Source organism: Paraburkholderia sp. BR10141, assembly GCF_056155635.1.
On sequence record NZ_JBMIQH010000001.1, the window covers coordinates 234,647 to 251,970 of the forward strand.

Annotated in this window: 18 protein-coding genes and 1 pseudogene; 10 read left to right on the forward strand and 9 right to left on the reverse strand. The window is 65.1% G+C overall.

Annotated features, from left to right (window positions below; all coding sequences use genetic code 11):
- The first annotated feature begins 226 nt into the window (after window positions 1–226).
- Window positions 227–355 carry a hypothetical protein gene (locus tag ACOJB8_RS01120; RefSeq protein WP_342946800.1) on the forward strand — a complete coding sequence of 43 codons (129 nt, stop codon included), beginning with the start codon at window positions 227–229 and terminating at the stop codon, window positions 353–355.
- A gap of 40 nt (window positions 356–395) precedes the next feature.
- Complete coding sequence (locus tag ACOJB8_RS01125) at window positions 396–812, forward strand: rubredoxin (RefSeq protein WP_475010631.1); 417 nt, start codon at window positions 396–398, stop codon at window positions 810–812.
- Between the two features lie 26 nt (window positions 813–838).
- Here ACOJB8_RS01125 and ACOJB8_RS01130 read toward each other — a convergent pair whose 3' ends face one another.
- Complete coding sequence (locus tag ACOJB8_RS01130) at window positions 839–1,693, reverse strand: helix-turn-helix transcriptional regulator (protein WP_069261618.1); 855 nt, start codon at window positions 1,691–1,693, stop codon at window positions 839–841.
- A 130-nt stretch (window positions 1,694–1,823) separates the two neighbouring features.
- Here ACOJB8_RS01130 and ACOJB8_RS01135 point away from each other — a divergent pair, with 130 nt between their 5' ends.
- Together ACOJB8_RS01135 and ACOJB8_RS01140 are read left to right on the forward strand one after the other, a co-directional pair.
- Window positions 1,824–2,654: a carbon-nitrogen hydrolase family protein gene (locus ACOJB8_RS01135; RefSeq protein WP_069261617.1), complete on the forward strand. Its 831-nt coding sequence runs from the start codon at window positions 1,824–1,826 to the stop codon at window positions 2,652–2,654.
- Window positions 2,655–2,777: 123 nt separating this feature from the next.
- The gene (locus tag ACOJB8_RS01140) at window positions 2,778–4,133 is read left to right on the forward strand and encodes an APC family permease (protein WP_342946802.1); all 1,356 of its coding nucleotides are present in this window, start codon (window positions 2,778–2,780) and stop codon (window positions 4,131–4,133) included.
- Between the two features lie 96 nt (window positions 4,134–4,229).
- Here the strand turns inward: ACOJB8_RS01140 and ACOJB8_RS01145 are convergent, their stop codons facing one another.
- Entirely contained in the window at window positions 4,230–4,565 is a 336-nt protein-coding gene (locus tag ACOJB8_RS01145) for an FCD domain-containing protein (protein WP_475010943.1), read from the reverse strand.
- A gap of 11 nt (window positions 4,566–4,576) precedes the next feature.
- Between ACOJB8_RS01145 and ACOJB8_RS01150 the strand changes: the two are divergent.
- A pseudogene (locus tag ACOJB8_RS01150) lies at window positions 4,577–4,720 on the forward strand (branched-chain amino acid ABC transporter substrate-binding protein); the annotation flags it as partial.
- A gap of 385 nt (window positions 4,721–5,105) precedes the next feature.
- A complete protein-coding gene (locus ACOJB8_RS01155) occupies window positions 5,106–6,188 on the forward strand; it encodes a DUF2242 domain-containing protein (RefSeq protein ID WP_475010638.1) in 1,083 nt (360 codons plus the stop codon).
- 73 nt (window positions 6,189–6,261) lie between these two features.
- On the opposite strand, the gene ACOJB8_RS01160 is transcribed toward ACOJB8_RS01155, so the two are convergent.
- Complete coding sequence (locus ACOJB8_RS01160) at window positions 6,262–6,888, reverse strand: LysE family translocator (RefSeq protein WP_475010640.1); 627 nt, start codon at window positions 6,886–6,888, stop codon at window positions 6,262–6,264.
- Window positions 6,889–7,291: 403 nt separating this feature from the next.
- Between ACOJB8_RS01160 and ACOJB8_RS01165 the strand changes: the two genes are divergently transcribed.
- Window positions 7,292–7,774, forward strand: a complete 483-nt coding sequence (locus ACOJB8_RS01165) for an Lrp/AsnC family transcriptional regulator (RefSeq protein ID WP_028202732.1) — start codon at window positions 7,292–7,294, stop codon at window positions 7,772–7,774.
- Window positions 7,775–7,813: 39 nt separating this feature from the next.
- Here ACOJB8_RS01165 and ACOJB8_RS01170 read toward each other — a convergent pair whose 3' ends face one another.
- The 6 genes from ACOJB8_RS01170 to ACOJB8_RS01195 all read right to left on the reverse strand — a co-directional run bounded on the left by ACOJB8_RS01170 (window position 7,814) and on the right by ACOJB8_RS01195 (window position 13,803).
- A complete protein-coding gene (locus tag ACOJB8_RS01170) occupies window positions 7,814–8,476 on the reverse strand; it encodes an OmpA/MotB family protein (protein WP_475010643.1) in 663 nt (220 codons plus the stop codon).
- Between the two features lie 6 nt (window positions 8,477–8,482).
- Complete coding sequence (locus tag ACOJB8_RS01175; protein ID WP_368682480.1) at window positions 8,483–9,286, reverse strand: flagellar motor protein; 804 nt, start codon at window positions 9,284–9,286, stop codon at window positions 8,483–8,485.
- A gap of 14 nt (window positions 9,287–9,300) precedes the next feature.
- Complete coding sequence (locus ACOJB8_RS01180; RefSeq protein WP_475010647.1) at window positions 9,301–10,527, reverse strand: Crp/Fnr family transcriptional regulator; 1,227 nt, start codon at window positions 10,525–10,527, stop codon at window positions 9,301–9,303.
- A gap of 317 nt (window positions 10,528–10,844) precedes the next feature.
- Window positions 10,845–11,075, reverse strand: coding sequence for a DUF2783 domain-containing protein (locus ACOJB8_RS01185; RefSeq protein ID WP_069261610.1), 231 nt, complete (start codon window positions 11,073–11,075; stop codon window positions 10,845–10,847).
- A gap of 18 nt (window positions 11,076–11,093) precedes the next feature.
- Window positions 11,094–12,806, reverse strand: coding sequence for an FAD-dependent oxidoreductase (locus ACOJB8_RS01190; RefSeq protein ID WP_475010650.1), 1,713 nt, complete (start codon window positions 12,804–12,806; stop codon window positions 11,094–11,096).
- 37 nt (window positions 12,807–12,843) lie between these two features.
- Window positions 12,844–13,803, reverse strand: a complete 960-nt coding sequence (locus ACOJB8_RS01195; protein ID WP_475010653.1) for an MBL fold metallo-hydrolase — start codon at window positions 13,801–13,803, stop codon at window positions 12,844–12,846.
- 274 nt (window positions 13,804–14,077) lie between these two features.
- Here ACOJB8_RS01195 and ACOJB8_RS01200 point away from each other — a divergent pair, with 274 nt between their 5' ends.
- The 3 genes from ACOJB8_RS01200 to ACOJB8_RS01210 are packed head-to-tail and all read left to right on the forward strand — an operon-like array spanning window position 14,078 to window position 17,317.
- Window positions 14,078–14,950, forward strand: coding sequence for an IclR family transcriptional regulator (locus ACOJB8_RS01200; protein ID WP_368606051.1), 873 nt, complete (start codon window positions 14,078–14,080; stop codon window positions 14,948–14,950).
- Window positions 14,951–15,009: 59 nt separating this feature from the next.
- On the forward strand, window positions 15,010–15,816 hold the full coding sequence (locus tag ACOJB8_RS01205) for an IclR family transcriptional regulator (protein ID WP_475010944.1): 807 nt from the start codon (window positions 15,010–15,012) through the stop codon (window positions 15,814–15,816).
- 49 nt (window positions 15,817–15,865) lie between these two features.
- On the forward strand, window positions 15,866–17,317 hold the full coding sequence (locus tag ACOJB8_RS01210) for a cytochrome P450 (RefSeq protein ID WP_475010656.1): 1,452 nt from the start codon (window positions 15,866–15,868) through the stop codon (window positions 17,315–17,317).
- Window positions 17,318–17,324: the final 7 nt, after the last annotated feature.

Below are 17,324 nucleotides of genomic sequence, written 5' to 3' on the forward strand. Positions count from 1 at the left end.
CGCTCAGGAATCCGGCCCAGATTAGCGGCGATAATCGATGCCGCTGTGCGGCGCAGGTTGCCGGGGACGAAATCTGCGGCGCGTGCGCACAGTCGCCCCGCAAATGCCCCCGCCGATGCGAAATCGTGCGAAACTCCCCCGCCGCGCTCTGCCGCCGTCATGCCGATGATGGCGACTTTTCGGGGCGCAATCGAAATCGCAACCCACGCCGCCGCAAATTCACCCTATGAACACCACCACCCGTCCCGCGGCTTCGAACGCCAAGTCCAGCAAGTCCATCACGCTCCTGCAAATGCTCGCGCTGATCGGCGCTGGCGGCATCGCGGCCTCGCTGCTGTTCCGCTACTTCCTGTAAGCGCAGCGCGTCCGGGGCATCAAGCCAACCGTTTTCGCTTATGTACAAGAAAGGCGTCGCCCTCGAAATCCAGTTCTCTCCTGAACGCCTGAATGACGGCGCAGGCGACCCGTACTGGATCGACCTCACCGCCGACGAAGCCGCCGCGCTGCTCGCCACGCTGCAAAGCAAGCTCGCTGAACGCGACAGCACCGCAGCGCCGCTCGTCGTCGCGCTCGACACCCCGCCCGAAGGCGCCACGCCCGAGGCCTCCTCAAGCGCCTCGACGGCTGCGGCCAGCGCCGACGACGGGCTCAAGCAATGGGTCTGTGTGATCTGCGGCTGGGTGTATGACGAAGCGGCAGGCGCCCCCGACGACGGCCTCGCTCCCGGCACCCGCTGGGCCGATGTGCCCGACGACTGGCGCTGCCCGCTCTGCGACGTGGGCAAGGAAGACTTCGCGCTCGTCGAGTTCTGACGCGCCCATTCAAAGGCGCGCGGCGCTCATACGCCCGCGCGCCCGAGCGGCTCGTAGAAAAGCGCAAACAACTCCGACTGCGAACTCACGCCGAGCTTCGCGTAAATATGCTTCTTGTGCGCGCGCACGGTCTCGAACGAAATGGCGAGCCGCTCCGCAATCGCGCGCGTGGAAAAACCGCTCAGGCTCAAACGCACCACTTCGATCTCGCGCGCGGTGAGCGGCACGCGTCCGCTTTGCTGCGTGACCGCCTCGATGCGGCTCGCAAAGCCCGCCTCGCTCAACTGCCCCTGCTGCGCCGCGCTGTCGGCTTCAGATACGTCAGACGCGACTGCCTCGGCAACACCCTCGGCAAACGTCTCATACGCAAGCCGCTGCTTCATGAGCGCGATCACCCACGGCGCGAACATCGCGAACAACGCAATATCGCGCTCCGTGTAATGGTGCTTTGCGCCTAGCGAGAAAATCAGCGTGCGCGCTTCGTCGAGAGGCACGTTGAACTGCACTTCGTCGCCGATGATGTTGCTCTTGAAGTAGCGCTGATAGTAATCCGTCATGCGGAAATTATCGGGCGCGACTTCGGCCAGCGTGACGAGTCCTGCGCGCGGCTTTTCGCTGGCGTTCAGATAGAACGGATCGAGCAGGTACATCCCCTCCAGATACGCGCGGAACAAGAGATCCACGGTGCCGTCGGGCATGGGCGACTCGGCGCATACGAGCGGCGCGCGATCGCGCCGGAAGACGAGCGCAACCCAGTTGTCGAACGCGACGAAGCGCTCGATCACACGCGTCATGCGGGTCCAGAAGTCGGGGCCGTCGAGGGCGTCGATCAGCGTCGCGATATGGTGATGGAACGCACGGTCCTGCCAGTCCAGTTCCATGAGGGGCTCCATGGGTCCTCCGATCAGGGTACCCCTGCAGGGTAATTTCTCGACAAAAATAACGTGGAGATAATAGCGGCTCCAGACGCCCACGCGGTGCTTTACGTAATACATAAGGAAGGAGACAGGCATGCAACTCGAACTCGCGCAGATCCCGATCGTGGACGGCGCAGTCGCTCCCAACCTCGCCCGCGTACTCGACGCTATGGCCAAAAGCCATGAAGGCAGCGATCTCATCGTCTTCCCCGAAGCCACGCTCACGGGCTTTCCCACCCGCGAAAACGTGCGCGACGTAGCCGAATCGCTCGAAGGTCCGTCTTTGAGCAAAGTCCGTGACGCCGCTCGCGCCGCGAAGATCGGCGTGGCGGTCGGCCTTGCCGAGCGCGACGGCGACCGCTTCTACAACACGACGGTGCTGATCGACGAACGCGGCGACATCGCGCTGCGCTACCGCAAGACGCATCTGTGGGCCACGGACGTGGGCGTATTCACGCCCGGCGACCGCTTCGAGGTGTGCGAATTCAAGGGCATGACCGTGGGTCTCCTGATTTGCTACGACATCGAGTTTCCCGAAACGGCGCGCGCCGTGGCCTCGCTCGGCGCGGAAATGCTCGTCGTCACGAACGGCAATATGGATCCGTTCGGCCCCGTGCATCGCCGCGCGATCGTTGCGCGCGCAATGGAGAACCAGATGTTCGCCGCGCTCGTGAACCGCACCGGCGACGGCGACGACAACCTCACGTTCCCCGGCGAAACAGCGCTCGTGAGCCCGTTCGGCGACGTGCTCTGCGAGTTGAAGAACGAAGACGCGGTGCTGCACGCGAAAGTGGATCGCGCGCTGCTCGCGCAAAGCCGCGAACACTACAGCTATCTGCACGACGCACGCATTGCGCTCAATCTTGCGGACGAGAACGACGCGCAAGGCCGTCGCTCGCTCAACATCCGCCCGCGCACGCGTTAAAGACGCGTAGCACTAATACCCGGTAACAAGCCCGGCAACCAGCGATCCGGCAAGCCGCCCTGCGCGGCTCGCCAGGCTCGCCCATGCCTGCCAGAACCGCAGCACCCAGGAGACAACTGCATCATGAAGCCTGCCTCGCCGTCGCATGAACGCGGCACTCAAGAACCTCACCTGAAGCGCACGCTCGGCCTGCCGTCCGTGCTCCTGTTCGGCCTCGCCTATATGGCGCCGCTGATCGTCTACGGCACCTACGGCGTGCTCGCAGGCGCGAGCCAGGACACCGCCGCCCTCGCGTATCTCATCGCGCTAGTCGCAATCGTCTTCACGGCGCTCAGCTACGGCAAGCTCGCGCGTCTTTTCCCGGTGGCGGGTTCGGCCTACACGTACACGCGCAAGAGCTTCAATTCGCACCTGGGCTTCATGATCGGCTGGGCCACACTGCTCGATTACTTCTTCCTGCCGATGGTGATCTGGCTGATCGGCGCGGCGTATCTTGGCGCGGCGTTTCCGAGCGTGCCCACGTGGATCTGGATCGTCGCGTTCATCGTGCTCACGAGTGTGCTGAACGTCATCGGCATCGAACTTGCCGCGCGTTTCAACATCGTGCTGATGATCGTGCAGCTCGGCATCGCAGCAATGTTCGTTGTCCTGTGTTTGCACTACGCCTCCGCGGCCGCAGGCCCGGGCGGGCTCATCACGGCGCAGCCGTTCTTCCAGCCGCACGTGCCGCTCTCGGCCACGATGGCGGGCGCCGCGATCGCCGCGTATTCGTACCTCGGCTTCGACGCCGTTTCCACGCTCACCGAGGAAACCATCGAGCCCGAAAAGACCATCCCGCGCGCCATCGTGCTGATCGCGCTGGTGGGCGGCGCGATCTTCGTGATCGCCGCGTACACGCTGCAGCTCGCGCACCCGGGCGCCGTGTTCAAGGACCCCGATTCGGCCGCGTTCGAAATCGCTCGCAAAGTGGGCGGCGATATCTTCGTGACGATTTTCCTCGCGGGCCTGATCCTGGCGCAGTTCGCCTCGGGCATCTCGGCGCAGGCCAGCGTGGGGCGTCTGCTCTACGCGATGGGCCGCGATGAAGTGCTGCCGAAGTCGATTTTCGGCTACATCCACCCGCGCTTTCGCACGCCTGCGATCAACATCGCGATTGCCGGTATCGTCGGTTTGATCGCGCTGAAGCTCGACGTGGCCACGTCCACCTCGTTCATCAACTTCGGCGCGTTCCTCGCGTTCACTTCGGTGAATCTGTGCGTGATCCGCCAGTACTTCAGCGGCGCGGCGGGCACGCGTGGCTTTGGGTTGCTCGGCGGTCTGGTGTTCCCGCTGATCGGCGCCGTGACCGACATCTGGCTGCTGTGCAGCCTCGAAAAGACCGCCATCGTGCTCGGCGTGATCTGGTTCGTGCTCGGCCTCGTGTACCTCGGCTGGATCACGCGGTGCTTCCGCCAGGCGCCGCCCGAAATGGCGGTGTAAGCGCAGCGCTGCACACGCAAGTCTGCTTCAAGAAAAACGGCGAGCGTCCTTATGGGCGCTCGCCGTTTTTCCATTCTGCGCAGCGAGAAGAAACGCTTAGCTATCCAGACCAGCCAGCCGCGCCGCGGCCATCACCTCGCGCCTGGTGTCGAGAATATGCCGCTCGATGAGCGCCACCACTTCATCCACGTCGCGCCGTTTGCAGGCATCGACGATCGCGTAGTGATCGCTTTGCACCTCGTTCTTCTGCGTATCGAGCGACATGCGCAGGTGCGGATATCGATTCGTCGTGCTCAGGCAGTACTCCTCGATCATCTTGCGCAGCCGCGCGTTATTCGCGGGCGCGCACAGCGCGAGATGGAACTGGCGGTTGCATTCGGCCCACTCCGCGGGCGACGAAGCGGCGTCGTACACCGCGAGAATGCGTTTCATCACGTCGATGTCTGCTCAAAACGACGGAGATGAAGGGCGTGACCACGAACGAGCTGGCCTACGACCAGTACGGCGACCTCAAATACGGCGGCGTGACGGTCTACAAGGTCGTGAACGGCAAGTGGCAGCCGCTCACGACGGTCGGCACGAAGTAAGTCGACGAAGTGAACCGATGAAGTGAGCCCCCACTCACGCCGCGTTGCGGGCGCGGCGCCAAGTGTGGCTCGGACGATTTGGCGCATCGCGCACAGAACAGCCGGCGGTACCCGGCTGCGGCGCACGCCAGCGGGTTCTCTTCTCCGCTCGCTGTCCCGGGCGCCGGCTCGATACGGGCTTTCGCGTTGGGCGGAAGCCCGTTTTTTTTGTCATGTGGGATGTAAGCTTCGAGACGCCTTCGTCCGGCTTTCGAAATGCCTCGAAAAAACGAGCGTTCGGTCGTGCGCAGCGGAACCGAACTACAATGCATGCCGTCCGATGCAATGCCGCATTGCTGCCCTGTTTGCCCCGAATATGTCCCGTTTTTTAAAAGTTTTCCCTCGTTTGCCCGTCCCGCTTCGCAGCGCCGCTCTCGCCGTCATCACGGTGACGCTGGCTGCTGCGCTCGGCGCGTGCTCCTCGCCCAAGCCCAAGTTCCAGGAAGATCAGCTGCTGAGCACCGCGCCCAGCCAGTTCTCGCGCAGCTTCAACTACGCGAGCACTGACGCCTGCGAATCGTCGCGCCGCGCACTGCTGAGTCAGGGCTACATGACGACGATGACGCGCGACGACACCGTCGACGCCACGAAGAACTTCCAGCCGACGTTGGATCAGCACATCGTCGTGGAGGTGCACGTGGTCTGCACGCCGGGCGACGCGAGCAATACGAGCATGGTGTACGTGAACGCCGTGCAGAACGGCTACGCGCTCAAGAAGAGCGATACCTCGGCGAGCGTGGGGCTCTCGATTCTGGGGTCGGTTTCGCTGCCGATTCGCTCGAACAGCGACGAGATGGTCAAGATTTCGAGCGAGACGATCCAGTCGGGCCCGTTTTACTCGCGCTTCTTCGATCTGGTGGGGCGCTATTTGAGCGCTTCGGCACGCAGCGAGCCTGTGCCGGGCGGCGGCGCGATCAAGATTTCGCCGTTGCCGCCGCCGATCGAGCCGGTCACGGCAAGCGCCGCACCCGCCGCGACCACGGTGGGGTCGGCCGCACCGGCGGCCGCCGCTGCGGCTGCCGCGACGGGTGCGGCGGTGTTGCACAGCAACGCGCTGCCGGCCGCGCCGGTTGTGACAGCGCCACCGGCTGCGCCCGCGCCAACGCCGGCGCCTGCCACGGCGGCGCCCGCGCCTGCCGCTTCTGCGCCGGGTGCATCCGCACCGGTCGACCACGGCGCCGCAACCGCGGCGGCGATCATGGGTGTGCCGGCGCCGGTTGCGGCAAACCCGCAATCTGCGGCGCTCGCGACGAGTGTGACCACTCACAATGCCGCGACGCCCGTGGCGGCGCCGGCTAGCGTAGCGACGGCACAAACGCTCGCCTCGGCCTCGACGATCTCCGGCACCCAGAGCGTGCCAGCGGAATCGGCAACACGCTCAGCGGCCATGCCGACCGCAGCGCCGGCCGCATCGACCACCTCGCCTTAAGCATCGCCGCGCGCCAAACCCGCGTCACGCCAGCCGGTTCGCGCGCCCGCGCGAGCCATCCGCCGCCTGCCGCTCAGCGCAAGCCGGCCATCATCGCGCCCATACCCACGAGCAGGCTGCCCATCAGGCGATTCACGGCGCGCATGCGCCTCGGCCGCTGCAGCACGTGGCGCAGCCGGTGCGAAAACAGCGCCATCGAAGCCACGCCGCCCGCAAACAGCAGCGCGAACGTCGCCGCCAGTAGCAAATACTGACGATTGGCGCTCCAGGGCGCATCGGCGCTCATGAACTGCGGGAAAAACGACGGGAAGAACAGCAAGGTCTTCGGGTTGAGCCCGGAAGTCGCGAATCCGCGCCAGAACAAATCGCGACGGCTCGCGCCATCGGCTTCGGCAGGGGCATCCGTGCCCGTCAAGGAGCGGCTGCGCCACTGCTTGACGCCCAGCCAGACAAGGTAGGCCGCGCCCAGCCATCGCAAGACCGTAAGTGAATGCTCACTAATGAGCAGCAGCGAATTGAGGCACAGCGCCGTCACCGCGAGCTGGAGGAGCACCGCGAGCGTGCCGCCCCAGACGCAGGGCAGCGCGTGACGCCAGCCGGCATGGAGCGCCTGGCTCATTGTGAGCACGTTGACGGGACCGGGCGTGTAGACAAGGACGAGCGCGGCGGCGAGAAAAGAGAGATACAGCTGGATCGACATTGCGGGGCGTGCTGGCGAAGACGGATGACGAACGGCGCTCGGGGTCGCCGGGGTTATTAAAAACGGGTATCGAAAACGGGCAACAAAAACCGCGCGAAAGCGCGGTTTTCACATGCCATCTGCCTGACCGGACATTGCTGGCAGCGCGGTGAACGCACGCAACGCCCGGTAGCCGCCGCAGAATGCAACGGGAACGGCCCTGACGGACCGCCGCGGCTCGTGGCTGCGACGGCGCTTCCCACTGCGGGGAGGTGGCCGCGTGGGTCGTGCCAGGCAAGAAGGCATGCGGAAAATATACCGGGGAATAGCGTGTACAGGCTTCCGGTTTTCAGGCAGAATTGGCCAATTGACGGAATCTTCTTCCGTTAAAATGGCCACAACCTGGACAAGATTCTTTTTCGCCATGAGCCCTCGTGAACGCCCGCCGAAAGCACTCGACAACCAGGACCGCAAGATCCTCAGCGCCCTGCAAAAGAACGCCCGACTTTCGAACGCCGAACTGGCCGAGCAAGTGGGCATGTCCACCACGGCGTGCTGGAACCGCACGCGCCAGCTCGAAGCCGATGGCTATATCGACGGCTATGTCGCGCTCGTGAACCAGCAAAAGCTGGGCTACGCCGACATCGTGATTCTGGAAGTGACGCTCGACCGTCACGAAGACGACGCACTCGCGCGCTTCGGCGCAGAACTCGCGGCGCTGCCCGAAGTGCTGGAGGCCTATCTCGTCTCCGGCGAGTACGACTACTGGATCAAGGTGGCGGTCGATGGCACCGCCGGTTACGAACGCTTCCTGCGCGAGAAGCTCTATCGCATCTCGAGCATTCGCCACAGCCGGTCGATGTTCGCCTTGCGCTGCATGAAGGACGTGCCGTCCATGCAAGTGTGACGCGCGTTTGCTTTGGCGATCACGCGTAGGGCATGAGCTTCAGCGCTGCACGATCAGCGTCACGCGCCGGTTCAGCGCGCGGCTCGCGGGGTCGTTGCCTGCCACGAGCGGGAAGTTGTCGGCGCGGCCAATCGCAGCGAGCCGGTGAGGTTCGATGCCGCGCTCGACCAGATAGCGCACCACCGCGCCCGCACGCGCCGATGAGAGTTCCCAGTTCGACGCGAATTTCGCGTTCGAGATCGGCGTGCTGTCGGTGTGCCCTTCCACGAGGATGTTGCCCGCCGGCGCCGCGCGCAACACCTCGGCGATACGGCCCAGCACGCCAAGCGATTCGGGCAGCAGCGTGGCATCGCCCGCGTTGAACAGGATCTTCGCGTTGATGCCGATCTCCACGCCGCGCGCCGCCGGCACGATCGTGATTTCGCCGCGCTGGCGCAGCGTTTCGAGCGCGGCGAGCAATGCCTGATCGACGGCGGGCATTTTCACGGCCGCTGCCGCCGTGCTCGTCGATTGCGCTGCCGATCGTATTTCGGATTCCTTATGCTTCGCCAGCTGCATCGCGTAGAGCGCGAGGAACAGCACCATCAGCGTCGTGATCAGGTCCGCGTAGGAAATGAGCCAGCGGCCGGAACTCGATTCGCCGCTCTCGTCCTCGTCGTGATCGAATTGTGCCGTGAGCGGCAAGTCTTTATCGGAAAGCATGGGCGGTCAGCTCGCGTGCGTGGTGTCCAGCGCCCATACGTTCGCTTCGCCCTGCAAACCGCCGCTCTTGCCGCCCACCTCGCCAGCGAGACGCGTGGCGATCGTGTGCGGCGACTCCTTGCGCGAAATGGCGAGCAGGCCGTCGAGATAGAGCTTGCGCAGGCGCAGTTCGCTTTCGATATGCGCGCGTATCTTGCCATACAGCGGCAGAAAAACGAGGTTCGCGAAAGCAAGTCCGTACAGCGTGGCGATGAAGGCCACGGCAATGCCGGGCCCGAGTTCGGCAGGCTCGATCAGATGCCCCGTGACCTGAATGAGGCCGAGCACCGAGCCGAGAATGCCAAACGTGGGCGCATAGCCGCCCGCCTGCTGCCACACGCGCGCCGCCGCCATGTGCTTGCGCCCGGAGGCTTCGAGTTCGCGCTGGAGCGCATCTTCGAGCACGGCGGTCGAAACGCCGCTCGCAAGCAATTCGAGCCCGCGCCGCGCGAACGGATGAATGCCCTGCCGGTCCATCGACTCGAATGCGAGCAGTCCGTTGAGCTTGGCCTGATCGCCCCACTCCAGCACGGCGGCGAGGCTCGCTTCATCGACGCGCGGCGCTTTCACGAACGCCATGCGCAAATGCTTGATGGCGTCGAAGAAGCGCGCCCACGTGTTCTGGATCATCACGGCGCCGAGCGTGCCGCCCAGCACGATGGCCAGCGCCTCGGGCTGGAGCAGCGTGACGAAATGGCCGCCTTCGAGCGAGAAGCCCGCGACCACAGCGAGCGCGCCAATGGCGATACCGATCAGGGTAAGCAGATCCATGCGTGTCTCCCAACTCAGCGATCTGCCTGGCGTCCGCCAGGCGACTTGAGTGCACGCACCGCTTCAAGCAGGCGCTGCTCGATATCTTCGACTTCCACGGGATCGATCTTGATGTCGCGGCGCATGACCCACGACACTTCATTCTTGCGTGCGTCCGCCATTACCGAGAGCAGGCGCTCGGATACGGCCTGATCTTCGATCGAGGCGAGCAGTTTCGCGAGATCGTAGGTATCGAGTGCGCTCACGGCTTCGAACAGCGTGCGTTGATCGACGAACAACAGATCGTCGAGCGACTTGAGTTCGCCCGAGCCTCGCCCCGTGCGCTTCGAGAAATACGCCACGCCCTTTTGCTCGACGAAGTTCAGCACCTTCGACTTGCGGAACGCGAAGACCTCATCGGCGATTTCGGCGTGCGAGAGCTTGTTGAGAATGACCTTGCGCTCCACGCCGATCAGCGCTTCGAGATCGCCCAGCTCGATCAGTTCGAGTTCGCTGTTGATCGACACATCGAGATCGCTGTCTGCGACCTGCGTCGCGCGCTCCACGATGCGTACGGGGTCGAACGTCACCACCTGGCGGCCCAACGCGCCTTCTGCCGCTGCCGCATTGTTGGCGAGATGCGTGGCCTGCCCGCTTTGCATCGCGACGAGATTGAGCTTCTCCATGCGCCGGAGCATGGCCATCACATGCGGACGAGAATGGCCGGCCACGGCACGGCATTTCTGCACGACGTCGGCGAGCGGCACGCTCACTTCGGCACCACTCGCGCCCTGTCGCGACCAGGTATCGCCGCCTTCGGCGCGATCGCTCGCCCCTGCAATCAGCGCGAGCACATGCGCGTACGACAGTACGCCCGGCATGAAGTCCGCATGGGTGTAGGTGGCGAGCAGATCGTCCTTCGCCTTGACGCGCCGCGTGAGCGTGCGCACCACATGGCGCAGCATCGGCGTGACGCGTTCGAGTTCCTCTTCGATGAGAGTCGCCGGCACGACGGTCAGCTGGCAAAAGCTAAGCGCCTTCGCCGTGTTCGGCCGCGGTTCCGCGCTGAGCAGCGCAGTCTCGCCGAAAAATTCGCCGCGTCCGAGCGTGGCCATCACGACTTTCTTGTCGTCGCAGCGGGTGGAGATTTCGACCTTGCCGTCGGCGATCACGAAGATCAACCGTTCGCCTGCAAAGCCTTCCGAATAAATGACCTCGCCCGGCGCCGCCGTACGCGACCATGTTTGACTGCTGCGATTCAAGTTGTATCCCCGGAAAACGATTCCATCGCCCGCATTTGTCTGACTATCTTATGCGTTTGCGAAGTGAGTGCTATGTGTCGCGTTTACGGCGTTTCCCAAGGCGTTCTTGAATCAGCTTGCATAGATGGCACGCGTGGAAAGCATGCCGAAAGTCGGTGGCGCGAGCCAGTGCGCCGAGGTGTCATGCGCGCTTTGCAAACGCAAACGATTGCTTGCGCGAGAAGTGCCGCAAATGGGCGATGAATTAGGTGGGGCAAATGAATGCGGCCAGTTCGCACTGGCCGCATGTGTCAACGCTATCGGTCTCTTTCAGGCTTTCACGCCGCAAGTTTTCCCGTGTCGCCGTTGCTCGCCGGCGCGCTCACGCCTGCGCGCGCGAAGCGAAGCGCTTGCATCAGCGTTTCGTGCTCGCCGATGTGGTTCGCGAGCAGCAGGATCAGCTGCGCATTGACAGATTGACTCTGCGCCTCGTCGAGATCGCGATGCATGTCGATCAGCGCTTCATAAAAGTCGTCCGGTCTTGCCAGATTCGGTTGGGTGTTCAGCATGGTTGCCTCCTCGTTCCTCTATGCCGTGCCTTGCACGCACAGCGCCCGCTTGAGCGCGCTCTGCACGCGCGCCGCATCGGCGCGCCGCCAGCGCGCGCTCACGTGCTGGTCCGGACGAATCAGATAGAACGCGCCGTCCTGCGCGCAGTAGCGCTGCGCCGCCAGCCCGTGCACGTCGCGCAGCACCGCGGTCGATGCAGGCAGACCCGCGGGCACAGCCGCGTTGCCTTCGAGCATCACCACGAACTTGAGCGGCACCGCGGAACGCGAGAGCGCCTGCAGCGTGTCGAGCGTCGCGGTATCGAACGCCGAGCCCGCGCGGCTGAACACGAGGCCGGCGAACTGGTCGCCCAGATGCGCGAGCAGCCAGCTTTCGCCGCCCGCTACGTTTTGCACCGGCGCGTCTGCGCACGAAGCGCCTGGCTCCATCTGTCCGTCGAACGTCTCTTCGTCGGGCGTGTTCAAGGTCGATTCGCGCAACACCGCCGGCACGGAAAGCCGGCCGCTGTTCACCAGTTGCCGCGCAAACGCATGCTCGCGGGCGAGCGTGAGCACGGCGTCGCGGAACACGCGGCTCACCGCGCTCTTGGGCGTGATGAAGTCGGTCGAGCGCGTGGAGTTGCGGATGTTTTCGTCGGCTGCATATTCGCGCTCGCTCGCGTAGGTGTCGAGCAGCGCGTCGGGCGCGTGGTTCTCCAGCACCATCGCGAGCTTCCATGCGAGGTTCTCGCCGTCCTGGAAGCCGCTATTCGCGCCGCGCGCGCCGAACGGCGAAACCAGATGCGCCGAGTCGCCCGCGAACAGCACGTTGCCCTGGCGGAAGCTGTCCATGCGCAGGCACGAGAACGTGTAGATGCTCACCCACTCCAGCTCGAACTTTACGTCGGGCCCGAGCAGCGCGCGCACGCGCGGAATCACGCGCTCGGGCGTTTTTTCGAGCACCGGGTCGGCGTCCCAGCCGAGCTGGAAGTCGATGCGCCAGACGTTGTCGGGCTGGCGATGCAGCAGCACCGACTGGTTCGGATGGAACGGCGGATCGAACCAGAACCAGCGTTCGGTGGGGAAGTCCGCTTCCATCTTCACGTCGGCGATCAGGAAGCGGTCCTTGAAGGTGCGGCCGTGGCTGTCGAGGCCGAGCAGTTTGCGCAGCGGGCTGCGCGAGCCGTCGGCGGCCACGACGTAGCGCGCGAGCAGCGTGTATGGGCCGTCGGGCGTTTCGATTTCGAGCGCGACGTGCGCATCGGCGGCGCCCGGCGTGCCATGCTGCGCGACGCCCGTCACCTTGTTTTTCCAGCGGATTTCGAGGTTCGGCAACGCCTGCGCACGTTCGAGCAGGTAGCCTTCCACATAGTACTGCTGAAGATTCACGAAAGCCGGCCGATGATGGCCGCTTTCGGGCAGCAGGTTGAACGTGTAGACGAGTTCGTCCTTGCGGAACACCTTGCCGACGTTCCAGCTCACGCCCTTTTCGACCATGCGGTCGCCGCAGCCGAGGCGGTCGAAGATATCGAGCGAGCGCTTGGAAAAGCAGATGGCGCGCGACCCCGTGGAAAGCGTGCAGTCGTCGTCGACGAGCACCACCGGTACACCTTGCCGCGCGAGGTCGATGGCCGTCGCGAGACCCACTGGCCCCGCGCCGACCACCACGACCGGATGCACGCACACGGCGGCGTCCGGAGTTTGTTCGCTGCATCGCGCGTAGTCGAAGGTCAGCGTCTGATAGTCGATCATTCTTGTCTCCTGCCACGTATTCCAGACGTTTGTCGCTTCAGTCCTGCAGCGCGTCCCACATCTCCTTGTCGCGCTGTGCCGTCCAGATGCGCGGATGCGTAATGCCGCTCGCCTCGTCATATGCGCGCGTCACATCGAACGGCAGGCAATGCTCGTAGATGAACACGTGGCCGAACTTCGGGTCCATTGCCTCGCGCGTGAGCGACATCGCACCTTTCAGGTCGAGCTTCTGCGCCACGGCGGCGCGGCCTTGCGCGAGCAGCGTAGTCACGAAGTCCTTCGTGTAATCGAGACCCTTGTCGACTTCCGCAGGATTGAGCAGCGCGGGGCCGCGGCCCGGCACGAGCTTTTCAGCGCCAAGCGAGCGCAGCGCTTCCAGCGTGGCGGGCCACTCGGCGAGTTGAGCGTCGCCGCAATAGCACGCAGCGTCGTATTCGACGAGGTCGCCCGAGAACAGCACCTTCTGCTGCGGCAGCCATACGACCGTGTCGCCCTTCGTGTGACCCGAGCCGAGGTGCGCGATCTTCACTTCGAGCTTGCCGAGGAACAGCGTGATTTCCTTCTCGAACACGAGCGTGGGCCATGTGAGGCCCGGCACCGTTTCGACGCCCGCGAACAGGCGCGGGAAGCGCTCGATTTCCGACTTCATGTCGGCTTCGCCGCGCTCGACGATCATTTCATACGTGCCGCGGCTCGCGATGATCTGCTGCGCGCCTTCCTTGAAGTACGCCGAAGCGCCCAGGACGCGCACCGCGTGATAGTGCGAGAGCACGACGTATTTGATGGGCTTGTCGGTGACGGTGCGAATCTTCGCGATGAGGTCCTGCGCCATGGCGGGCGTGGCCGTGGTGTCGACGATCAGCACGCCGTCGTCGCCGATGATGACGCCCGAGTTGGGGTCGCCTTCCGTGGTGTACGCGTATGCGTTTTCCGAGAGCTGCGTGAAGGTGACCTTCTTTTCTTCGAGGTCGGCCTGGGATGCGAACGCCTTTGCCATGTTGAGTCTCCGTATCGAGGGGCTCTTGAAGCCGGGGCGGGGCGAAGCGCGTCCGGGCCGGGCGCGTTGGGCGCCAGCCCGGGTTGTCTCGCCCCGTTTGAAATTGAATTGGACCGCTGTTGTGCCGGGGTGAGGCCATCATGGTCTTCCCGCTTTTATTTGTCAATAGCGAATTACATCGCTATATGCTAATTTCCGATCAAAGCACGCTGCAGCCCGTACGCCTGCCGCCGTTCAGTTAACATGGACCCTTTTTCAGCCAGAGAAAAGCGCAATGAGACGTCGCAATGAAAGCGCTGCGTCCGCGCCGGAAAGCAGCGCGACGGCCGCCCGCACGCAGCGCGGCATCCAGAGCGTGGAAGTAGGCGGACGCCTGCTGCGCGCCCTCGCCGACGCGCGCGCGCCGCTTGGCGCCACCGAACTCGCGGCGAGCGGCGACATTCCGTCGAGCCAGGCGCATGCCTATCTCGTGAGCCTGACGCGCCTCGGGCTCATCAAGCGCGACGCGCTTTCGGGGCGCTATGAACCCGGCCCGCTCGCGCTGCGCCTCGGCCTGCTGCATCTGGCGCAGCAACCGGCGCTGCGCGAGGCCGTGCCGCGCGCCGCCGCGCTCGCGCAGGCGCTCAACTGCAGCGTCGCGCTATGCATTGCCGGGCCGCAAGGGCCGACTATCGTGCGCTACGAGCATGCGAGCCTGCCGCTGCACGTGAACCTGCACGTCGGCACGGTGATGTCGCTGCGGGCCACGGCCACGGGCCGCATGTTCTGTGCGTTCCTCGCGCCCGAGGCGCTCGAAGCCGCATGGGCCACGCAAACCGCGCAGCCGGTGTGGCGCGGCACCAGCCACGTGGCCAGTGCCGCCGGCGCGCCCCCGGAAAGCACGCCGGATGCCGCCTTCCTCGCCTCGCTCGACGCCATCCGTGCACGCGGCTACGAACTCGCCATCGACGCGCCCAGCCCCGGCGTCAGCAGCGTGTGCGTGCCCGTGCTCGGCCCCGGACAAGAACTGAGCCTCACCCTCACCGCTATCGGCGCGACCGGCGTGATCGACGTGCGCGCGAACGGCGCGGTCGTGCGCGCGCTGCGCGACGCCGCTGCCGAAATCACCGCCGCCGCTTTTTCATCGACACCGACATGCCCCGAGTAAGCTCCAGGCCTGCGCGCGACGACGCAACGCAAGCCGCCGGCGAAGACGCCGCAACCGGCATGGCAGCCGAAGCCGCCGGCAAACCGCAACGCGGCATCCAGTCACTCGATGTCACGGGCGAGCTGCTCGCCGCGCTCGTCGCGGCGGGCACGCCCTTGCCGCTGCGCGACCTCGCCGCCGCCGCGGGGATGGCGCCCGCCAAGGCTTTCCCGCACCTCGTGAGCCTGCAGAAGATCGGCCTGCTCGCGCGCGACGCGGCTGGCCGCTACGAAGCGGGACCGCTCAGTCTCGAACTTGGCCTGATCGGCCTTGCGCGTCTTTCGCCGGTTCGCGAAGCCGATGCCGAGCTGGTGGGCCTCGCCGCCGCCACCGCGATGAGCGTCGCGCTCGCGGTGCCGGGGCCGCTCGGCCCGACCGTCGTGCGCCTCGAAGAATCGGCGCTGCCGCTGCACGTGAGCCTGCGCCCCGGCACGGTGATGTCGCTCGTGAACACGTCGATCGGTCGCGTGTTCGCCGCATGGGTCGACGACGATGTGCGCGCAGCCTTCCTCGCCCAGGACGAACTGCGGCTCGCTGGCGCGAAGCCGCGCGAAGGCGCCACGCCCGCCTACCTCGCGCGGCTCGCCGCGATTCGCGCCGAGGGCGTGGACACGGCGCTCGACAAACCCATTCCCGGCATCAGCACCGTGACCGCGCCCGTGTTCGACCACACCGGCGGCGTGTGCCTCGTGCTCGCGGTGATGGGCCCTTCCGGCAGCCTCGACATCGCACGCGAAGGCACGGCAACGCAACTGCTGATCGCCGCCGCGGAACGCCTCTCGCGGCGCTTCGGTTACATGGAAGGCGCGGCGGCCGCGCCGCTATGAGCGCCTTTCGCACGCGATATAAAAACGACCACATGATGAGAACCACCCCATGAGCACGGCATCCACCGGACAAGCATTGCGCCAGATCGCCGACCTGCCCTGCCCGCGCGGCCTGCCGCTCGTCGGCAATCTGCTGCAGCTTTCGCCACCGCGTCTGCATTTGATCCTCGAGCAATGGGCCGCCGAACTCGGCGCGCCCTACCGCTTCCAGGTGGGCGGCATCCCCATCACGATCTGGACCGATACCGAATTGATCCAGCAGATCATGCGCGAGCGTCCGCATCGCTTCCGCCGCTATCAGCCCATCGAAGCGGTGTTCGAGGAGATGGGCTTCAACGGCCTTTTCTCGGCAGAAGGCGTTGCGTGGGAACCGCAACGCAAGCTCGTGATGCAGGCGCTCTCGATACCCAACATCAAGGCGTTCTACCCCACGCTGGCCGATATCACGCAGCGTCTTCACACCCGCTGGCAACGCGCGGCCGAGCGCGGCGAAACCGTCGAGATGACCGACGACCTCAAGCGCTACACCGTGGACGTAACGAGCGCGCTCGCGTTCGGCGAAGATCCGCGCACGCTCGAGCGCGATCACGGCGTGATTCAGGAGCACCTGGAGCGCATCCTGCCGGGCGTGATGAGGCGCACCAACGCGCTCTTTCCGTACTGGCGATATGTCAAACTGCCGGCGGACCGCAAGCTCGAGCGCTCGCTCGAGGAAGTGCACCGCTACGTCAACGCGATGATGGCGCGCGCCCGCGACCGCATGCGCGACGAGCCGTCGGATGCGCCGCGCAATCTGCTCGAAGCGATGCTCTCGCAACAGCAGGCGCCGGGCGGTGAGACGACCATCAGCGACGCGCAGATCCACGCAAACGTGCTCACGCTCCTGATCGCGGGCGAAGACACGACCGCCGACTCTATCGCGTGGACGCTGCCCTACCTCGCCACGGATCCGGCCTTGCAGCGGCATCTCGGCGACGAAGCCTCACGCGTGCTCGGCAATTCGACGGTCTGTCCCGACTACGCCACGTTGAAAGACCTCGATATTTTCGAGGCGATCTGTATCGAAGCCACGCGTCTGCGTCCGGTGGCGTCGGTGCATTCGTTCGAGCCGCTCGAAGATGTCGTGGTGGACAACGTGGCGTTGCCCAAGGGCACGCGCATGTTCTTCGTCGCGCGTCCCGCCATGCTCGACGCGAAGCATTTCGCCGATCCGCTGCGCTACGATCCGTGGCGCTGGATGAGGCGCGGCGAACGCGAAGCCGACGATGGAAAAGCCCATGACGTGCGCGCGTATCTGCAGTTCGGCGCCGGGCCGCGCGTGTGCCCTGGCCGCCATCTCGCGACGGTGGAAATGCGCCTCGCGCTCTCGATGCTGATGAAGTCGTTCACGATCGAACTGGCGATCGATCCCGCAAAGATTCAGGAAGTGCAGGCGTTTACGATGGTGCCGGATACGGTGCCGGTGAAGCTCAAGCCGCGCGAAGGCGCTGCGGCTGCGTAAGCTTCAA

Coding starts and splice junctions, on each gene's coding strand:
- ACOJB8_RS01170 (WP_475010643.1), bottom strand. CDS start 8,476: ATGCTTTCCGATAAAGACTTGCCGCTCACGGCACAATTCGATCACGAC.
- ACOJB8_RS01165 (WP_028202732.1), top strand. CDS start 7,292: ATGAGCCCTCGTGAACGCCCGCCGAAAGCACTCGACAACCAGGACCGC.
- ACOJB8_RS01195 (WP_475010653.1), bottom strand. CDS start 13,803: ATGGCAAAGGCGTTCGCATCCCAGGCCGACCTCGAAGAAAAGAAGGTC.
- ACOJB8_RS01120 (WP_342946800.1), top strand. CDS start 227: ATGAACACCACCACCCGTCCCGCGGCTTCGAACGCCAAGTCCAGCAAG.
- ACOJB8_RS01175 (WP_368682480.1), bottom strand. CDS start 9,286: ATGGATCTGCTTACCCTGATCGGTATCGCCATTGGCGCGCTCGCTGTG.
- ACOJB8_RS01125 (WP_475010631.1), top strand. CDS start 396: ATGTACAAGAAAGGCGTCGCCCTCGAAATCCAGTTCTCTCCTGAACGC.
- ACOJB8_RS01140 (WP_342946802.1), top strand. CDS start 2,778: ATGAAGCCTGCCTCGCCGTCGCATGAACGCGGCACTCAAGAACCTCAC.
- ACOJB8_RS01190 (WP_475010650.1), bottom strand. CDS start 12,806: ATGATCGACTATCAGACGCTGACCTTCGACTACGCGCGATGCAGCGAA.
- ACOJB8_RS01135 (WP_069261617.1), top strand. CDS start 1,824: ATGCAACTCGAACTCGCGCAGATCCCGATCGTGGACGGCGCAGTCGCT.
- ACOJB8_RS01185 (WP_069261610.1), bottom strand. CDS start 11,075: ATGCTGAACACCCAACCGAATCTGGCAAGACCGGACGACTTTTATGAA.
- ACOJB8_RS01130 (WP_069261618.1), bottom strand. CDS start 1,693: ATGGAACTGGACTGGCAGGACCGTGCGTTCCATCACCATATCGCGACG.
- ACOJB8_RS01160 (WP_475010640.1), bottom strand. CDS start 6,888: ATGTCGATCCAGCTGTATCTCTCTTTTCTCGCCGCCGCGCTCGTCCTT.
- ACOJB8_RS01200 (WP_368606051.1), top strand. CDS start 14,078: ATGAGACGTCGCAATGAAAGCGCTGCGTCCGCGCCGGAAAGCAGCGCG.
- ACOJB8_RS01205 (WP_475010944.1), top strand. CDS start 15,010: ATGGCAGCCGAAGCCGCCGGCAAACCGCAACGCGGCATCCAGTCACTC.
- ACOJB8_RS01145 (WP_475010943.1), bottom strand. CDS start 4,565: ATGAAACGCATTCTCGCGGTGTACGACGCCGCTTCGTCGCCCGCGGAG.
- ACOJB8_RS01210 (WP_475010656.1), top strand. CDS start 15,866: ATGAGCACGGCATCCACCGGACAAGCATTGCGCCAGATCGCCGACCTG.